This is a genomic window from Enterovibrio makurazakiensis (genome assembly GCF_050336585.1).
Taxonomy (GTDB): Bacteria; Pseudomonadota; Gammaproteobacteria; order Enterobacterales; family Vibrionaceae; genus Enterovibrio; species Enterovibrio gelatinilyticus.
On sequence record NZ_JAKJSE010000005.1, the window covers coordinates 51,222 to 69,701 of the forward strand.

Here is an 18,480-nt window from a genome sequence, read left to right on the forward strand (position 1 = left end):
CAACTCGGCGTGTTTTTCATGATTAACGTAGGAAGCCAAGTTCCTTCATCAAACTACCCACTTCTTGTTCTTGTCCTTCAAGGAAGGTGACGAACTCTGCACGTGGTTTGAAGATTTCAGTCCAACCATTGCGGTCGCGAACTTCCACCCATTCATCAGTTGTGTACATTTTCTCGAGCGTTTGTGCGTATTCATCCGCTTGGGCATCAGACAAACCAGGCGCACCGAAGAAACCACGCCAGTTAACAAAGCTCGCGTCATAACCTTGTTCTTTCAAGGTCGGTACATCAGGTGCCGCAGCAGAACGCTCATCGCTGGTGATAGCAAGAATACGTACTTCACCTGCATTTTTCAGCGCCAATGCTTCACTAAAGCCTGTAGAAAGCACTTGGGTTTCGCCCGAAAGCATCCCTGCCATGGCTTTACCGCCCGCATCGTACGCCACGTATTTCACACGTTTTGGATCACCGCCTGCGGCTTTAAATGCCATCGCAGCAACGAGGTGGTCCATGCCACCACGTGAAGAACCGCCAGCAACTGCCACTGAGCGAGGGTTTTCGTTATAGTCAGCCACGATTTCTTTGAAGCTGTTGTACTTAGAATCTTTAGGCACAACAAAAGCGGCGTAATCGCCAATCGTCGCGGCAATAGGCGTCAAATCGCGGAAAGATTGTGGGAAAACTTTAGAAAGAGAGCGAATCACAATAGGCGTTGAATTAACCATTAACGTGTTGTCTGATTGCTCCGCAACTTCAATCAAGTGTGCAATCGCTTTACCACCGCCACCACCAGACATGTTTTCGTAAGATACCGTTTCTACTAAGCCAGATTTAGACAGGGCTTCACCCGTACCACGAGCAGTACCATCCCAGCCACCACCAGCACCGCCTGGAATGAGGAAGTGAACTTCTTCTACCGCAGCCGAAGCTACACCCGCCGTCATTGCAGATGTCAGCGCAACCGCAGCAACGATAGCGCGCTTTTTAGCGAACAATTTTGAAAACATACATATTTCCTTGTGTCGTTCCGTCCTTTGGACGCGTTAATTATTCTTGTCTTAATTGACTGTTGTCCTACCCATTCAACCTATTAACTGATCGGCCACTTGGAAACCTTGTGGATTTAATGTTTTTTTAAACTATAAAAAGCATTATGTTCATATTGTTCACTTGCGTGACAGACCACAAAGAATCATCATTTCAACAAGATAGATAATGCCGCTACCATTAAGTTATAAGGCTGTTATCAAGGCGCATTCAAATCTATGTTTTCACTTCGCTCTCTCAAGCTCAAAACCCGCATGATGCTCATCTTGGGCCTGATGGCCCTGCTACAAACTGGATTAATTGGCTTGTTTGCATTGGGGTACCTCAGCCATTCTCTGGATGAGCAAATCGGCCAACGCGCCCTACACGTTGCAAAGACCATCGCCGCTATACCCGAAGTCGTTGACGCTGTAGATAACCGTGACAGCGAATTCCTGCAAACGCTGACTCTCGAACTCGCCGACATCAACGATGCGCGCTTCGTGGTGATAGGAGATAGAAACGGGATTCGACTTGCACACCCTTCATGGAAACGCTTGGGAAAACCCATGTATGACGATGATGGTGATTACAACGAGCCCGCCCTTCTCTATGGAAAGCCTTACATCCAAAAAGCGATAGGAAGCCTTGGCGCATCCGTACGCGGAAAAGCGCCAATCTTTGATGCGAGCCACGAGAACGTCATTGGTATTATTTCCGTCGGCTTTATGCTCGACACTGTGGAAGGCATTATCGACAGGTACAGAAACACCCTGTACATGGTGATCGTACTGAGTTTCGGCTTGAGCGTGCTCACAGGGCTTTGGTTTGCCTCACACTTCAAAAAGGCGATTTTTGGGCTGGAGCCAGAGCAAATTGGACGCCTCTTTCAGGAACGAAACGCAACGCTAGAGTCTATTAGAGAAGGGATTATCGCAGTGAACGGCGAAGGCAACATCACCACGTTCAACCGTGCTGCCATAGATACCTTAGGGTTGGATGCCAATACCAAACTTACAGGGCGCCCCATAGAAGAAGTGCTTCCCGACAGCCGTTTAATGGATGTACTTCGAACGGGCACACCACAAATCGACAAAGACGTATGGCTGCAAGACAGAAACCTTATCGTCAATCGTCTTCCTGTGCTGCAAGATGGTAGCATTACTGGGGTTGTATCAAGCTTTAGGCGCAAAGACGAGCTTGATGCAATCAGTAAAAAACTCAGTCAAATCGAGCAATATGCTGATACATTGCGCAGCCAATCCCACGAGTATTCGAACAAACTTCACACCATTGCAGGCTTAATCGAACTAGGCGCGAACGACGAAGCCCTGGCGTTGATTGGTCAAGAAACCCAAAGCCACCAAGCCTTAATTCAACTGCTTGTGGAAGCTGTCCCTGATCCTATCCTCGCAGGGTGTATGCTGGGCAAATACAACCGAGCCAAGGAGCTGGGGTTGCACCTAGAAATTGACCCAGAAAGCAGCATGAAGGAGATTCCTGATCACATCCCTCGAGAAGAGATCGTGAGCATTATAGGTAACTTGATAGACAATGCCTTAGAAGCCACATTGAAAAATCAACGTACCGATGTACGACTATCAATGACAGACTTGGGAAATGATCTGATTTTCGAAATTGAAGATGAAGGCTCCGGTATCCCAGAGCATGAGCAAGATAGCATTTTTCGTAAAGGCGTCACGACGAAACAAGGCGAAGGACATGGATTTGGACTTCATCTTGTCGAGAAACTACTGCAAAAGCTGGGGGGCACTATTTTGCTCGAACCCACAGTTCACAAAGGAAGTCGCTTCACCGTATACATTCCCAAAGCTAGGGCGACGATCAACAACTAAAATAACGTAACGTACGAGAAACTAGGAAAAAAGGATAATGCTGTACCTATGACTCAAAGTATCCGCGTTGTTATCGCTGAAGATGACGTTCAAATCGCTGAGATTCAAAAACGCTTCCTAGACCGTATTGACGGTGTAGAACTCGTCGGTATCGCCCATTCTTTGGAGGATGCTGAAGACCTCGTTGAAGTATTTAAACCCGAACTGCTGTTGTTAGATAATCACTTCCCAAAAGGAACAGGGCTAGATTTACTGCGAAAACTGCGGGCCAACAACTGCGCCACAGATGTCATTCTCATCACCGCAGCCAAAGAAGTTGATACGCTAAGAGAAGCCCTTCGCAGTGGCGTTTTCTACTACATTCTCAAACCCTTAGTGTTTGAGCGCTTGCAAGAAGTCATTGGACAATATGCTGCCCACCTAGAGAAACTTAGAGCGATGGAATCGCTTGCCCAAACGGATGTCGACACACTTCTTCCGCAACGAATGACGTCCGTACCAACGGTCGATAATTCCACCAGCAACAATCTCCCGCGTCTCCCGAAAGGCATTGACGTTATTACGCTCGATAAAATTCGCGCCGTATTTGCTGACTTAGAGGGTTCGCTCAATGCTGAGGAAGTTGGCAACTTAATTGGTGCAAGCCGCACAACTGCACGTCGCTACCTCGAATATATGGTTAGCACGTTAGAGCTAGAAGCGCAGGTTAACTATGGCAGTGTCGGACGACCCGAAAGGCGTTACATTGGTGTGAACTAAATAGGTATGAACTAAATGGGTAAGAACTAAACTGGGAAGCAGTAGCGATAAAACGTTGTTGGCCATTGCCAAGTGATAAAAAAATCACCGCCAATGCCATATCAAACAGCAACGACAGTGATTATCACTTTCCAGGCTAGATCGGCTCGTTAAACCGTCACACCTGCTTTAATGCCTTTAGGGTTAACTCCATATTCGTTGTCTTCACGACTGTCTTGAACAAGAAAAACGATCAGAATAATGGCGCCAACCAAAGGAATGAGAGCGATCAACTGCCACCAACCACTTCTACCCGTATCATGAAGCCTTCTCGCAGCAATACTGATACTTGGAATAAACATACCCAATGATAAAATTAGAGAGAGAACGCCAATCCCCAAGACTCCATCGAGAATAGCGAGAACAATAGAAAAGATCAGGTAGAACAGCATGAACATCCAGTACTCTTTTCTTCTCGCTCTACCAGTAAATACCGCGTAGTTTTTTAATGCCATTATGAAATAGCCCATCACCAACCTCCGTGTCGTTTACAACTCTTTTTAGTAAATGTATAAATCCCAAAACCACATACAACTGATTTAGCATGTGATTTTGGGGATGATACCAACACGTCGCTAAGACTTTCTGACCAAGAATTGGGAATTAGTCGTATTTGTGCTAGAGACACAATGCAACTGACAAACCCAATAATAACTGGCTTCGCAAAGGCGATGATATGCGTGTGGCTAAGTGGCCTTAGTGCGTTTATGTGAGGCAGTTTGTAGAAATGAACGCCAAAATATTCAGTTATAGTGCGTTAAGATGAATTATCTCGCCTTGTCTTACTGTGCGGTTTAAGCTGGTTTCACGATACATTAGGAACCAGTCTCATGACCGCCACCTACTCCGTGACAACGTCACTACCAAGTACCTTTAGACACAGAGATTTTCTCGCATTCCACCAACGTGACAAAACGGAATTAGCAGAGAAAGTGGACGGTAACCTACTTCGTAAAGGCATGCTGATTAATGGTGTAACTTGTTGTTTGAGTCTGGAACTAAATGATAACTGCGCACGACTAGAACTCGATGCCGATGCGGAGACACCTCCGCTTGATAACGCATCACTAATGCCGCTACTCATACACATGTTAGGGCTCAATCAAGATATCGAGACCTTTGAAAGCCAGTACCATTCCCACCCTGAGATTTCTCGTTTGCTGGCACATCATAGCGGCTTAAGGATTCCCCAAACAGTCACGCCCTTTGAAGCGATTACTTGGGCGATTACAGGGCAACTGATCAGCGTGGAAGCGGCAGTTTCCATTCGTCGACGACTCATCGAAACGACGGGTAAGCCACACAGTAGTGGCATTTGGTGTTCTCCAGACCCAAATACGCTCGCCGCGACAGACATTGATACCTATCGCAGCTGTGGGTATTCCAATAGCAAAGCCACGACCATTCAGCGTGTTGCCCAAATGCTGGTAGAGAATGAACTCGATCTATCCCCAAGCGCTAACCCCCTCGCCGTCTCACGAGACCTTCTTTCCATTAAAGGCGTTGGCCCTTGGACTGTCAGTTATACCTTGCTGCGAGGCTTTGGCTATTTGGATGGCTCATTACATGGCGATGTAGCGGTACGAAGAAACCTGCAACAGTTGCTTGGCTGTGACGAAAAACCTTCAGAAAAGGAAACGCAGGCTTGGCTTAATGACTTTTCACCGTGGCGTGCTTTAGTCGCCGCGCACCTATGGGCCATGCAATCTGAGCAAGGATACTGACACTTTGGTCATAAAACGTTGTTGATGAAGAGCTTGAATCGTATAAAACGCTAACGATTTGGTTGTGAAAGCAGCAGTCAAACTGTTAGATAGGTCACAGTTGCGGAAGGTAAGCCGTCAATGCGGTATCCTCGCGCCCTTCATACCGTGACTTGAAAGAAAACTATGCACTACAAAAATATGCTCGGGTATCGTTACCCTAAAGGCCCTTTCGCCATGATCAGCGTTTACAGCTTCACTGGCGCTGCTGTGGTCACCTCAACGGTATTCTCACTCCTGCTTTTCCTCTCGATAGATGACAGCCCAATGATGAAGGCACTATTTGGTACCTTGGCGATCATCTTTGAGGCAGGTAAGTTTTACGCGTGGTACGAATTTGGAGAGCGACGAGCTCATCGTAATTATGTGGGTTCGTTTACTGCGCTGACTTTCTACCTTGTACTTGCTGCGATTTCGATTGGCGGAAGTGTGGGCGGTATCAATAGCGCCACAAACAAAGCGCAAAGTGTTATCGCGATTGAACAAGCTAAAGTCGATGCGTACAACCGACAAATCGAGGCGATAGAAAAACAAATCGATTTGAACAACCTCGCTGCAGAAAAGTACATTCAAATGGAACGTATCGCGACTGGCGTGACTCGTATACAGGCTCAAAATAATAAGCTGAGAGAAGAGCAAATTCGACTGGCGGGAGAACGTGATTCACTTCCTCCTGTTGCTCAAGGTTCTGCTATTGGACTTATCGACAGTCTCGCGGATGCATTTCAGGTTTCTCAGCAAACTGCTCAATTTGGTTTGGTGGTTTTCCTGTCGATCTTATTGGATCTTTTCGCTGCATTCTTTGTCGGCGTGATTGGTGAAGAAACGCGTTTCCGCCGCTTCTACCGACATCACGCTGAAATCGATATCACCCCGGACAACATTGTTCAGCCGATGGGATATTTGGAACACAGAACGGATTTCGATCTTGTCGTTAATCAAGACAGCCAAAAAAATGAACAAGAAGAATCAGCGCTGACGTTGGCACAACGTGTCGAAGCTGCGGTGAAAGGCGGTGTGATCACGTGTTCAAAGAAAGCTGTCTGTAAGCATTTTTTGTTAACAAATGATGATGTGGATGCCTTGTTCGAGACAATGGTGAATGACGGGGTGCTCGCGAAGAAGGCCAACCATCATTACTACTTGTGCGCTTAGCAACTACTGATGCCATCTGTTTGATATTTACGATTCTCCCACAGTTCAGACTAATCAAAAAAAGCGCCATATAGGCGCTTTTTGTTGCTGCTAGAAATAGTCGAGAGTCTCAACTCAAACTTTTGGATTCTCAGCGGCAACTGCCTCGCTGTCAGAGACGGAAGTCGAGTTCTCAGAAGGTTTTACCTTGGCTTCGTCTGGTTTAATGGTATCGATAACCATACGTAAGTCATCAATCAGGCTCTCATCAGACGCCTTTTTAGCCTCTAGTGTCACCACTTGCGCAGACAGCACATCCACTTGCTGCTCAGTATTCGACAAGTCACTGTTCACCTCTTCCAACTTCGCCATCAGTTCCGTCAATTGAGGATCCACGTCCGGCTTGTTTTTGAGCGACTTTACCAAAGTCTCTGCTTGTCCTGCCAACAAATCTGTCTGTTGCTTAATAGGTTTGTTTCTTAAATCTTGTTGGTCGAGCGCCTGAGAGATACGATGAATTTGATTCTCCAACGCTAAGATTAAAGGTTCAAATTTCCCATCGTTCACGCTCTTAAACCGCTTCACTTCCAAACCCATATGCTTAAGGTGATCCAGTTCGAAGTTAACCAAGAAAACAGCTTCTTCTATCACGTCTTCAGCTCTAGGCTCAGCAGACACCGTCGCTGCCGCTTGATCTAACGCCGCATTCGCTTTTGCATAACTGATTGGAGCGATGGATCTGAACCCTTCTTTACGCAACAGCGCTAACTCTTTCTGCAGTGGCTCTATGTTTCGCTTGAGTACAACTGCCACCTCTAAAGATTTGGCATTCTTCAAAAACCGAACTTGTTTGAGTTGTGCATCATCTAAATCGTTGTCTGCGACATAGACAAAAAGCGATCGGTACTCTTTCGCTATCCGCTTATAACGAGAGGAAAATACCTCTTCAGCACCAATAGCGTCGAGGTATGCCATTTCAGTGATGGCTTCAGCCAGAAGATCGTCAGCAGTCTGTTTAAGGGTTAATAACTCCGCATGCAACGCAGCGACCTCTCCTAGTCGTTTATCGAACACCTCTGCATAAGTGCCAGACGAAAAGAGAGAATAGCTTTCAGTCGCTTTTTCTGGGTCTGCGTCAAAATCCGCATAGACATCTACAGCCTCTTCCCACGCATCGAACAAATCATCGACGAGATCACTGCTGTATAAGCGAAACGGTTGACTCTCCTCCATCTTACGTAGCCATTGAGTGTAATCCGACTTGGCTTTTTCAAAGATTTGAAGCGTGTTTGTACTCTGCTGTTGTGCCTGGTTGGTCTCACTCGCAATTTGAGCGGGTTCTGACGTTGATTGACAGGCTGTTAGCGACATAGCCAAAGCAATGCTCAACCCCGATATTGTGATGTTTTTCATAGGTTTTCCCTTAATTGGTCACTGCCACTGAAAATTTGTAATTTTTTTAGTAGAACCAATGCACGACACATCAAAAAAACATGATCCGTATTCAATCAGCACTAACCCAAGTTCGATTGCTGGTTCATATCTAAAAATCTAGTTCAACAGAGAAATAGGCCGAATGATTGTTAGTGACAAAGATCACATTAAGGTTTGTAAGTGATACACCATGAAGTTCGGTAATTTGCACGACTTAAATTGCACTAAAACGCGAGAAGATTAAGTCAATTTTGATAAATTCACAGCAATAATAAATACGGAATATATAGCGCTATTTTGTTTTTAATTTGCTAGATAATCGTCACGCTAAAAATAAAATCATCAATGTATATTAATTCCACTCAGCCAAGTCACACTAAAAAAGGGAAATGCAGAAATACAAATAAAACAATATCGACACAAGATAGCAACAAAACACACCAGAATAATTAAACAAGTGCGCATATGTGAATCTATTATTGTTCAAATTATAATATATAACTTTTAGTGATATTGAATTAATTCATATAACCAAGTTGCTGTCATATCATCCTCCCCTCATGAGAATAGGGGTATGACGCTGGCACGTAGTCACAAAGAACACGATAGGAAATAAATCATTACCTTTATTTAGCCCGCTATTATCATTAAGGATTTTAAAAATGGCCTTAAGCGTTATATTAAACCTAACAATATTCACCGGACTTATCTATTTCCTCTATAGACTCCAATCACAGCATGTTCCTTTTACCAAGCGTGTATTTGCTGGCTTAGGGTTGGGGGTTGTATTTGGTGGTCTACTACAACTTTATTACGGTGCGGGTTCCGATATTATTAAAGCAAGCATTGATTATTTCGACATCGTCGGGAAAGGCTATGTGAAGCTTTTGCAAATGATCATTATACCTTTGGTGATGGTGTCCATTATTTCGGCCATTCTTAAGCTCAAGGGTGGCTCTTCTGTCGGAAAAATCAGTGGCATGAGCATTGGCGTGTTGGTACTCACAACCATGATTGCTGCACTGGTGGGTATAGGCTGGTCTCTGATGTTTGGCCTTACCGCTGACGGCTTAACGGCTGGCGCTGCCGAAGTCGCTCGTGGTCAATCTTTAGAAACCAATCTCGGCCGAGTAGAATCTCTCTCTTTTGCCAATATGATCCTTGAGTTTATTCCTGCGAATCCATTCCTCGACATGACTGGTGCGCGCAAAACATCTACGATTGCAGTGGTTATCTTCTCTATCTTTATCGGTATCGCAGCAACAGGCATCGCCAAGAAACAGCCTGACGTATTTGCGTCGTTCGAGCACTTTATTACAGTGGCAAAATCCATCGTAATGCGCATGGTTACCTTGGTTCTTCGTCTTACGCCTTTCGGCGTTCTGGCACTGATGACCAAAGTCATTTCAGGCTCGAACTACGCTGATATTGTCAACTTGGCTAACTTCGTGATTGCCTCTTACGGCGCACTGTTCACCATGTTTGCTATTCACTTAGGGATTATTGCTTTAATCGGCCTTAACCCAATTCGTCATTTCAAAAAAATCATCCCAGTACTGACCTTTGCATTTACATCTCGCAGCAGCGCTGCTTCGATTCCGATGAACGTACAAACTCAAGAAAAAGCATTGGGGATTCCGAATGGCATAGCGAACTTCGCAGCATCGTTTGGTTCAACCATTGGTCAGAACGGTTGCGCGGGCATCTACCCTGCGATGTTGGCTGTGATGATCGCACCAACAGTCGGTGTGAACCCTCTCGATATCGGCTTCCTCGTGACGCTCATCGCTATCATCACTATTAGTTCATTTGGTGTGGCTGGCATCGGTGGTGGCGCAACATTCGCAGCATTGATTGTGCTGTCTGCACTCGACTTCCCTGTCGCGTTAGCGGGTCTGTTGATTTCTATCGAGCCACTAATTGATATGGGTCGTACCGCTCTGAATGTATCAGGGTCAATTACCGCAGGTTCGGTCACCAGTAAATTGATGGGACAAACTGACATGGCGGTGTTTAATGATGACAAACCATTAAATCTAGATGGTGAAGACGCCACAGCCTAATCAATAACACCTTTAATATTTGGGGGCTTTCGCCCCCATTTCTAGTTTTGGGCGAATTGCCCACGAGGAAAGCAACATGAATATCATCATTATTGGCGGGGAAGCTGCAGGCATGAGCGCTGCAGCAAAAGCACGACGTGTAAACCCAGACGCAACCATCACTGTATACGAAGCGTCTGAGATTATTTCTTTTGGTGCATGTGGATTACCCTATTTCGTCGCAGGCGAATTCAACGACAGTGGATTTATGTCGGAATTTACCCCAGCGCAATTCGCTGAGCGTGGCGTCAACGTTAAAACCGGTCATCGCGTGAATAAAGTTGATGCTGACAATAAGAAGCTTGAAGTTACACACCAACGCGAAACCTTCATTGTCCACTACGACAGACTAATGATTGCAACAGGAGCCAGTGAAGTATTGCCGCCCGTTGAAGGCTTAAATAAAGCAGGTGTGCATACCTTACGTGTGATGAAAGATGGCCTATCACTCAAATCAGCGATTGAAGATGAAAATTGCCAGCATGTCACCATCATAGGTTCAGGCTTCATTGGGCTTGAAGTTGCGGAAGCCATGATCCATCAGGGTAAACAAGTTCGCTTGATCGAACGCGCGGAACGATTAATCCCAGACGCATTCGATGCAGAAATCAGTGTACATATTCATGCTGAACTTGAAAAAGCTGGCGTAGAAATTCTAACGTCCGAATCACTCATGGCAATCGCAGGCGACGAAGCCGTCTCTGGTATTGTTACTGACAAAGGCGAGTACACCACCGATCTTGTTGTCGTGTGCACAGGCGTTAAGCCCAACACGGCATTTCTCAAAGAAACAGGCATTGATACCTTAACCAATGGCGCGATTAAAACCGACTCAACCGGACGCACTTCCCTTCCAGACGTATGGGCGGCAGGAGATTGTGCCGCGATTTGGCACTCAGTATCACAGCGCCATCAATACATTCCGCTAGCAACAGGTGCCAATAAAATGGGTCGCCTTGTCGGTGACAACATCGCACAAGTGGATGGCGAACCTTTGCAGTTTCCTGGTTCTATCGGCACCAGCTGTGTTCGCGTTCTCGGCTTAGAAGCAGGCCGAACCGGGTTGTCTGAGCGCGAAGCGAATGAGGCAGGTTTCAACACGAAAAGCATCACTATTAATGACAAATGCCACACAAACTACTGTGCAGGGCAATCTGATATGCACATGAAGCTAGTGTATGAAGCCGATACCAAACGTATATTGGGCGCACAGTTGATCGGCTACAAAGGTGCAGTACATCGAATTGATGCAATGGCTGTCGCCATTATCATGGGTGTGACCACCAGCCAACTTGGCATGATGGACTTCGCATATGCACCGCCGTTTTCACGAACATGGGACATCATGAACGTCGCTGGCAATGTCGCAAAATAAGACAAGCTAAGCGCGCATAGTGCAGTGACATCGCTTTACTGGCTAGCATCCTCGTTAGCCAGTAAAGCCGCTGACCTTTCATTGAGATCTCTAATCAGCCAATTCACTAGCTAGCCAGATCATTACCCCGCATAAAAGCGACGTACCACCCCATCGCACTAGACATAAACTCAACCGCAACTCGCGCCCAACAACTCCCGTATTCGTTCAAAATAATGGACACTTCACACAATGGGTTCATTTTTGCCACTTATCAAAATGAGCGGCCTCTTCATATTGCTCTCCTCCTATGACGTCGTTAGTCTAATACTAAGACGCTCTCGGTTTAACAATGGAAGCCAATGATGGATCAGATCAAAAACCTCTCTTTGCTCTCTGCGATGTGTGAAAACGTGAACAGTGCAATCACTGTGACTAACCCCGCCACAGGCCATGTCCTCGGTTATGTTCCCTCTCATTCCAGCGAAACAATTGAAAATGTGATAGCCAAAGCCGAAATCGCGCAAAGATCATGGGCAAAAACAACCGCTAAACAGCGTGCCGATATCTTGATGAGCTGGTATCAATTACTCATGGATAACCAAGAAGACCTCGCGAGGATCATGACCCTTGAGCAGGGAAAGCCGCTTGCGGAATCACGTGGTGAAGTGGCTTATGGCGCGTCGTTTGTTCAATGGTTTGCTGAAGAAGCTAAACGTGCTTACGGCGAAACCATTCCAACACCATCATCTGACCGTCGCATTATGACCATCACACAACCTGTCGGTGTCGCCGCGGCTATCACGCCTTGGAATTTCCCCATTGCGATGATCACACGAAAAGCCGCGCCCGCGATTGCTGCAGGTTGCAGTTTCATTGCTAAACCCGCAGCGCAAACACCATTGAGCGCTTATGCAGTTACCGAATTGGCACGCCAAGCGGGACTCCCTGAGGGTCTACTCAATATTGTCACCAGCGACGATGCGGTAATGGTAGGTGAATTGTTTTGTAGCAGCGACAAGATCAACAAAATCTCATTTACAGGTTCAACAAATGTTGGGCGTATTCTAATGCGACAAAGTGCGGAGAGCGTTAAACGCGTTTCCATGGAGCTGGGGGGCAATGCGCCGTTTATCGTGTTTGATGATGCGGATATCGACTTAGCCGTGAAAGGCGCGATTGCTTCGAAATTCCGAAACGCAGGGCAAACCTGCGTCTGTGCGAATCGCTTTTACGTACACGATGCTGTTTATGACAAGTTTGTCGAGAAATTCGCAGCAGAAGTCGCCACATTGACTGTAGGTAATGGTATTGATAATGGCGTAAACGTGGGCCCATTGATTGATGCGAATGCCAAGAACAAAGTGCAACGCTTAGTAGAAGAAGCGGTGGCACAGGGCGCAACAATCAGTGTCGGAGGCGAAGATTTAGACGGACAATTCTTCACGCCCACCGTACTCACTCATGTTGAACACAGTATGAGTATTGTACGGGAAGAGATTTTCGGCCCCATTGCCCCCGTTATCCGTTTTCATGATGATGCTTCACTCGTTGAAATGGCGAACGACACCATTTACGGACTCGCGAGTTATTTTTACAGCAAAGACATCAACCGTATTTTTGCCGTCGCCGAAGCACTCGATTACGGCATGGTCGGCGTCAACGAAGGGGTTATCTCGACAGAAGTTGCCCCCTTTGGTGGGGTGAAACAGTCGGGTATTGGTCGTGAAGGCGCAAGACAAGGGCTAGACGAATACCTCAATACAAAATACATCTGTCTTGGAGGCATGTGACTTTCCTACCCTCCTTTCTAAAGACGTGATTCCATTGAACAACAAGAGGCAGAGCCATCAAGCTCTGCCTTTTCACTCGCAACCTTTGTGAAACCTTTTCATGCACTTTTTACCGTACGTTATTCACCCAAAATTAACGCACGCCTATGTGTTCGAGGTCTGTTACTATGCAGATCGCATAAAAATTCTACAAACGAACTTTTCTGTCGAAGGATGTTTCCTTTAATGTGAAGCGTGACAGTGTATTTTCGTGCCACAGTGCGACACTACGACCCATCAATATGAACACTAAGGTAAAACGATGTCTGATGTACCTTCTACTGCCGTTGAGGTAGTTACTACCGCCCAAACCGTTGCTGAATCTTCCGGTCCTATCTGGCCATACGTGGTTGGTGGTATCGCTCTCGTAATCGCAGCGGGTTACTGGGGTTTTAAACGCATTAATCGCCCTTCTTTCATCATTAAGCAGATCCGCCGACGCAATCTAAAAGCAATGAAAAAACAAGGCGTTGAAAGCTCAGATGCAACCGTCGATTTGGACAAGCTTCTGTCTGCGATTGAAGAGCACGCCATTGAAAAGAACATGACAGGTTCTGACATGGTGAAACTACTGGCACCATTGAACGACACTAATCGCATGAAATCTGCGAAAGACATGTACCTAACCATGCAGCACATCGCTCGTGATATCGGTAACACACGTCTAGCGGGTGAGTTCAAAACCAAATCAACGGGAGTGAAATCCAATTCTAAGTTGATGGCGGGTTTGTTTAAGCGCGCAGGTATCTAATTTTTGTGCTGGCAATGAGAGTATGCATTGCCAGCAATTCCCTCTCTTCATTTCTTTCTCTTTCTGTCTTTATCTTTCCGCCTTTATCTCTCTTCATTCCTATCTTTTAGGCCTTGAGCTTCAATAAACTCAAACAAGCACCACCTAGCCTCAAATTCAGCCCCTATTACTTTTGTGGTTACAGCGCTATTTCAACGTCGCTTTCACACCGATAATTTTATATGCCGGTGTACCACGAACTAATGTTTCTCTTGCAAACACGGTTTCGCAATGTGGGCAGGTGCAAGGCCGCTCGGTGTAGTCCACCACGATCCGCTCTTTAAAACATTTCACCAGCGCTCCTTTGCCGCCCTTCTTGTATTTAAACAGCAAGGTTTTGCACTTTCCACACACGATATCGACAGATCGTGTTGGCAGCTTTTTATTGGGTTTTGACATAGTTACCTCGGTCAGTGTTAGCGAACATCATAAGTCAAAATGAACACTAGACTAAAGTCTTACACGAGTGGAACAGCGGGAAAAAAACTGAGACGGTGTTTGGATTTACACATCGTTGTTAACAAAAAACTCACAAGCTCGGCTATTCTTTCGTTGCTCAATGATTACTCTCAGAAGCCGTGTGACGTCGTCTACACATCTGATTGCCGCGAACACCAGGGGCTGTTGATCTTTGGTGATGATTTTTGCAGCAGTTTGTGGCGGCTTTATGCAAGGAAGAGGCTTCGATGTGTAGCTGGCCTACATGAGAAGTCGATAACGCAGGAGAAAGTCGCCACAAACGCTGCCCGAAGGGTTCTGCTAAAAGCATTTTATGCTTTGTTGAGGCGTATTTGCTTAGAATGACTAGGCGGCACACACCTCGCCTCGCCTAAAATGCTTTTAGCTAGAACATAACTTAACCACCAAATATGAACAGCCCCTAGGGACATTTTAACATTGGAGAGTTGTATGAAAATCAAAACACTGATTAAAACACTTTCACTATCGACTGCCATTGTGCTGACTGGCGTCAACAGTGCAGCAGCAGAAGACCGTGATTACATCTTGGCGACAGCATCGACGGGCGGAACCTATTACCCAGTAGGCGTTGCTTTGGCAACACTCAGCAAAGTGAAGCTTGCTCCTAAATACGACTTCTCTCTGTCTGCCATCAGTTCTGCGGGTTCTGGTGAGAACATTAAATTGCTACGAGAAAACGAAGCACAGTTTGCCATTCTGCAAGGTCTGTATGGCGCATGGGCGTGGTCTGGTGAAGGTAAACTCAAGCAATCCGGACCTCAGAAAGAATTACGTTCAGTCTCAATGCTTTGGCAAAACGTAGAACACTTTGTCGTTAAAAGTGATAACGCAAAAACGGGCACCATTGCTGACATGAATAACATGGACGGCAAAAAGTTTTCTATCGGTAAAAAGAACTCAGGCACCGAAGGCTCAGGGTTGCAAATCTTGGGTGGCTTAGGTGTTGATACCGAGAAATTAGACTTCGCTTACCTTGGTTATGGAGCGAGTGCCGATGCCATGCAAAACGGCACTGTTGATGGCATGAACACCCCTGCGGGTGTGCCCGTGAGTGCTGTTACTCGCGCATTTGCAGCGATGGGCGATAAGATAACCATTCTCAATTTTACTGACGAACAAATGAAAGAAGCCAACGGTGGTTACAACCTTTGGACGCGCTTTGTCATCGAGCCAAACACTTATCCTGGTCAAACCAAAGCGGTTGAAACAGTTGCACAACCTAACTTTCTTGCGGTTCGCAGCGACATTACAGATGACGATGTCTATCTTTTGACCAAAACAATTTATGAAAACTTGGCGTTTTTGAATGGCATCCATAAGGCCACTAAAGCGATGGCACTCGAAAAAGCGATCAATGGTTTGCCAGTTCCGCTGCATCCAGGCGCAGCACGCTTCTACAAGGAGCAAGGGATAGAGATCCCAACACACCTCATTGCTAAGTAATTGAAGACGCGCTGACCTTAGGGTCAGCGCGTTTTGTCCATATTGATTCGCATGATGTTCTGTGCCCCATGCCATGCCCTTTTGCATTGTGATCTCCGTGAGACTCTGTACATACGGGCCGTAACTTCAAAGTACGTCGTGCAAGCAAGATGCACGTTTGAGGAAACATGACTAACCCACCCAGCAACGCCAATCACTCATCCGATAACGACAAGTCTCTGTCTCAATTCGAATTAACCCAACGAACTGATTTTCCGTTGCTAACACGATGCGTCACGCTGATTGGTGTTGTCATCTCGTTGGTACACATCTGGTTTAATACGCTCGCCACATTGCCTGAACTTTGGGTATCTGCCGCGCACTTTGCCGGTTTTTCTGTCATGTGCGCTCTGACCTATCCCGCTGCTGCAAGATGGCGAAAAAGTAAATTCGCACTCATCATCGACATTGGTATTGCCATTGCTGCCGTTGCCTGTCTGATTTATATCATTGTGAGTGAAGATGCGCTGTACGAGCGAGGTGTCACCTTCGTCATGACCGATTGGGTATTCTCAGTCGTTGCTATCTTGATTGCGTTAGAGTTGATTCGACGCACCATGGGTTGGTTTATTCCCTGTCTAATACTGGTCGCCCTCACCTATGTTGTTTGGTGGGGCAGTTGGATAGACGGTATTTTTTCATTCCCAGGTCTTTCTGCTGAAACCATGCTGTACCGCGCTTTTTATAGTTCCGAGGGCATGTTTGGTCCAATTTCGCGGATCTCATGGAGCTATGTCTTCATGTTTATTCTATTTGGCGCTTTCTTGGTTAAATCCGGTGCGGGTGACTACATCATCAACGTTTCTCGAGCGGCGGCGGGTAAGATCATTGGTGGGCCCGGTTTTGTCGCCGTAATGGGCTCGGGGTTGATGGGGTCGGTGTCAGGTTCAAGTGTGGCAAATACGGTGTCCACGGGTGTTATTACCATTCCATTAATGAAGAAAGCCGGATTTCCTCCCAAGTTTGCCGCTGGCGTTGAGGCAGCAGCATCAACAGGTGGGCAACTCATGCCGCCCGTTATGGGCGCTGGCGCATTTATCATGGCCTCCTACACTCAAATTCCTTATGTCGAAATCATCGCTGTTTCATTTGCCCCTGCATTAATCTATTTCCTGTCCGTCGCATTTTTCGTTCGCGTTGAAGCCAAGCGTTCTGGCGTTCATCAAGTGGAAACCGAAACACAGTCGATGCTATCGGTGTTGGCGTCAGGCTGGCATTACCTGATCCCGCTCGTTGTGCTGGTTACATTGTTGGTTCAAGACTTCACACCTACTTACGCCGCCGGTATTTCAATTATTTCTGTGGTCGTCGCTTCATGGCTTTCTCCCAACAGAATGGGCTTTTCAGACATTGTCGACGCCCTAGCCCAGGGGTCCCGAAACATGGCCACCACTGCGGTGTTATTAACAGGGATTGGTTTAGTCGTGAATGTCATCAGTACAACGGGGATTGGTAATACTTTCTCTATCATGATCAACGATTGGGCTGGCGGCAGTTTGTTCATCATGTTGGTTTTAGTCGCTGTTGCATCGTTAATTCTAGGTATGGGATTACCGGTCACTGCGTCATACATTGTCCTCGGCACCCTGTCAGCGCCTGCCATATACGGCTTGATTGCAGAACAACAATTGTTAGAACTGCTGACAACGGGGCAATTGCCCGAAGAAGCCAAAACCATTTTCATGTTGGTCGCACCTGAACAACTGGCTGCGCTTGGTTCTCCCATGAATTTTGAAGCGGCTATCGACCTACTTGGCAAGGTACCCGATGATTTTAAAGCCACCTTGTTGGAGCAAGGTTTGGGGGCAACCACTGTCGGCTTAGCCTTGTTGGCTGCACACCTGATTATTTTCTGGTTGTCACAAGACAGTAATGTCACGCCGCCTGTCTGCCTAACCGCCTTTGCGGCTGCAACCATTGCTAAAACACCGCCCATGGCGACAGGCTTTAAAGCATGGAAAATTGCCAAGGGGCTTTATCTAGTGCCGCTTTTGATGGCGTATACGCCACTCGTTTCAGGCGATTTTCAGCAAGTGCTCTTCGTGACCATATTTGCGGTGATTGGCACATGGGCCTTGGTAGGAGGTCTTGAGGGCTACTTAGAAGGCCCTCTAGGATGGCCATTGCGAGTGCTCGCATTTGCATTAGCAGGGCTTATGATGTGGCCGGGACTGGGTCTGATGGTTCCACTGGTCAGTGCTTTAGTATTCCTAAGTTTGGTTGGCTACACCTATAGAAAAGCCGCGATATAACACGATTAACTCAAAACTTGCCGACAATTCGAGGGTTGTTTGCAAAATACCAGTTGCGAAATATTAGACGCTGACCGGCAGATATTAAACGTTAAATACTAAAAGTTAGACACGAAAAGTCAGATACAAAAAAGCGCCTCATTGAAGGCGCTTTATATACGAAAAAACATGGATATTC

General features: G+C 46.4%; 14 protein-coding genes. 10 read left to right on the plus strand and 4 right to left on the minus strand.

What is annotated here, in order from left to right:
• Nucleotides 1-22: 22 nt before the first annotated feature.
• Nucleotides 23-1,006 (minus strand): tripartite tricarboxylate transporter substrate binding protein, encoded by a 984-nt coding sequence (locus L4D06_RS02525; RefSeq protein ID WP_429737754.1) that lies wholly within the window; start codon nt 1,004-1,006, stop codon nt 23-25.
• Nucleotides 1,007-1,264: 258 nt separating this feature from the next.
• Here L4D06_RS02525 and L4D06_RS02530 point away from each other — a divergent pair, with 258 nt between their 5' ends.
• Both L4D06_RS02530 and L4D06_RS02535 read left to right on the plus strand, forming a co-directional pair.
• Entirely contained in the window at nt 1,265-2,881 is a 1,617-nt protein-coding gene (locus L4D06_RS02530; protein ID WP_274163974.1) for an ATP-binding protein, read from the plus strand.
• Nucleotides 2,882-2,929: 48 nt separating this feature from the next.
• Nucleotides 2,930-3,640, plus strand: coding sequence for a response regulator (locus tag L4D06_RS02535; protein WP_429737755.1), 711 nt, complete (start codon nt 2,930-2,932; stop codon nt 3,638-3,640).
• A 149-nt stretch (nt 3,641-3,789) separates the two neighbouring features.
• On the opposite strand, the gene L4D06_RS02540 is transcribed toward L4D06_RS02535, so the two are convergent.
• Complete coding sequence (locus tag L4D06_RS02540) at nt 3,790-4,149, minus strand: DUF805 domain-containing protein (protein ID WP_429737756.1); 360 nt, start codon at nt 4,147-4,149, stop codon at nt 3,790-3,792.
• Nucleotides 4,150-4,509: 360 nt separating this feature from the next.
• Between L4D06_RS02540 and L4D06_RS02545 the strand changes: the two genes are divergently transcribed.
• Both L4D06_RS02545 and L4D06_RS02550 read left to right on the plus strand, forming a co-directional pair.
• Nucleotides 4,510-5,403 carry a DNA-3-methyladenine glycosylase family protein gene (locus L4D06_RS02545; RefSeq protein WP_429737757.1) on the plus strand — a complete coding sequence of 298 codons (894 nt, stop codon included), beginning with the start codon at nt 4,510-4,512 and terminating at the stop codon, nt 5,401-5,403.
• A gap of 165 nt (nt 5,404-5,568) precedes the next feature.
• Nucleotides 5,569-6,597: a Preprotein translocase subunit SecY gene (locus L4D06_RS02550; RefSeq protein ID WP_274163970.1), complete on the plus strand. Its 1,029-nt coding sequence runs from the start codon at nt 5,569-5,571 to the stop codon at nt 6,595-6,597.
• Between the two features lie 114 nt (nt 6,598-6,711).
• Here L4D06_RS02550 and L4D06_RS02555 read toward each other — a convergent pair whose 3' ends face one another.
• Nucleotides 6,712-7,989, minus strand: coding sequence for a hypothetical protein (locus L4D06_RS02555; protein ID WP_429737758.1), 1,278 nt, complete (start codon nt 7,987-7,989; stop codon nt 6,712-6,714).
• Between the two features lie 683 nt (nt 7,990-8,672).
• Between L4D06_RS02555 and L4D06_RS02560 the strand changes: the two genes are divergently transcribed.
• From L4D06_RS02560 to L4D06_RS02575, 4 genes are all read left to right on the plus strand, one after another.
• Nucleotides 8,673-10,073, plus strand: a complete 1,401-nt coding sequence (locus L4D06_RS02560; RefSeq protein ID WP_274163968.1) for an L-cystine transporter — start codon at nt 8,673-8,675, stop codon at nt 10,071-10,073.
• Between the two features lie 76 nt (nt 10,074-10,149).
• Nucleotides 10,150-11,487: a CoA-disulfide reductase gene (locus L4D06_RS02565; RefSeq protein WP_429737759.1), complete on the plus strand. Its 1,338-nt coding sequence runs from the start codon at nt 10,150-10,152 to the stop codon at nt 11,485-11,487.
• A gap of 344 nt (nt 11,488-11,831) precedes the next feature.
• A complete protein-coding gene (locus tag L4D06_RS02570) occupies nt 11,832-13,259 on the plus strand; it encodes an NAD-dependent succinate-semialdehyde dehydrogenase (protein ID WP_429737760.1) in 1,428 nt (475 codons plus the stop codon).
• 301 nt (nt 13,260-13,560) lie between these two features.
• Nucleotides 13,561-14,049: a hypothetical protein gene (locus L4D06_RS02575; RefSeq protein WP_274163966.1), complete on the plus strand. Its 489-nt coding sequence runs from the start codon at nt 13,561-13,563 to the stop codon at nt 14,047-14,049.
• A gap of 186 nt (nt 14,050-14,235) precedes the next feature.
• On the opposite strand, the gene L4D06_RS02580 is transcribed toward L4D06_RS02575, so the two are convergent.
• Nucleotides 14,236-14,487: a hypothetical protein gene (locus L4D06_RS02580; protein ID WP_274163965.1), complete on the minus strand. Its 252-nt coding sequence runs from the start codon at nt 14,485-14,487 to the stop codon at nt 14,236-14,238.
• Between the two features lie 510 nt (nt 14,488-14,997).
• Between L4D06_RS02580 and L4D06_RS02585 the strand changes: the two genes are divergently transcribed.
• Together L4D06_RS02585 and L4D06_RS02590 are read left to right on the plus strand one after the other, a co-directional pair.
• A complete protein-coding gene (locus L4D06_RS02585; RefSeq protein ID WP_274163964.1) occupies nt 14,998-16,011 on the plus strand; it encodes a TAXI family TRAP transporter solute-binding subunit in 1,014 nt (337 codons plus the stop codon).
• Between the two features lie 167 nt (nt 16,012-16,178).
• Nucleotides 16,179-18,302 carry a TRAP transporter permease gene (locus tag L4D06_RS02590; protein ID WP_274163963.1) on the plus strand — a complete coding sequence of 708 codons (2,124 nt, stop codon included), beginning with the start codon at nt 16,179-16,181 and terminating at the stop codon, nt 18,300-18,302.
• Nucleotides 18,303-18,480: the final 178 nt, after the last annotated feature.

Bases quoted from the DNA above. Each gene is read 5' to 3' on its own strand.
- L4D06_RS02525 (WP_429737754.1), bottom strand. From the start codon at position 1,006: ATGTTTTCAAAATTGTTCGCTAAAAAGCGCGCTATCGTTGCTGCGGTT.
- L4D06_RS02530 (WP_274163974.1), top strand. From the start codon at position 1,265: ATGTTTTCACTTCGCTCTCTCAAGCTCAAAACCCGCATGATGCTCATC.
- L4D06_RS02535 (WP_429737755.1), top strand. From the start codon at position 2,930: ATGACTCAAAGTATCCGCGTTGTTATCGCTGAAGATGACGTTCAAATC.
- L4D06_RS02540 (WP_429737756.1), bottom strand. From the start codon at position 4,149: ATGGGCTATTTCATAATGGCATTAAAAAACTACGCGGTATTTACTGGT.
- L4D06_RS02545 (WP_429737757.1), top strand. From the start codon at position 4,510: ATGACCGCCACCTACTCCGTGACAACGTCACTACCAAGTACCTTTAGA.
- L4D06_RS02550 (WP_274163970.1), top strand. From the start codon at position 5,569: ATGCACTACAAAAATATGCTCGGGTATCGTTACCCTAAAGGCCCTTTC.
- L4D06_RS02555 (WP_429737758.1), bottom strand. From the start codon at position 7,989: ATGAAAAACATCACAATATCGGGGTTGAGCATTGCTTTGGCTATGTCG.
- L4D06_RS02560 (WP_274163968.1), top strand. From the start codon at position 8,673: ATGGCCTTAAGCGTTATATTAAACCTAACAATATTCACCGGACTTATC.
- L4D06_RS02565 (WP_429737759.1), top strand. From the start codon at position 10,150: ATGAATATCATCATTATTGGCGGGGAAGCTGCAGGCATGAGCGCTGCA.
- L4D06_RS02570 (WP_429737760.1), top strand. From the start codon at position 11,832: ATGGATCAGATCAAAAACCTCTCTTTGCTCTCTGCGATGTGTGAAAAC.
- L4D06_RS02575 (WP_274163966.1), top strand. From the start codon at position 13,561: ATGTCTGATGTACCTTCTACTGCCGTTGAGGTAGTTACTACCGCCCAA.
- L4D06_RS02580 (WP_274163965.1), bottom strand. From the start codon at position 14,487: ATGTCAAAACCCAATAAAAAGCTGCCAACACGATCTGTCGATATCGTG.
- L4D06_RS02585 (WP_274163964.1), top strand. From the start codon at position 14,998: ATGAAAATCAAAACACTGATTAAAACACTTTCACTATCGACTGCCATT.
- L4D06_RS02590 (WP_274163963.1), top strand. From the start codon at position 16,179: ATGACTAACCCACCCAGCAACGCCAATCACTCATCCGATAACGACAAG.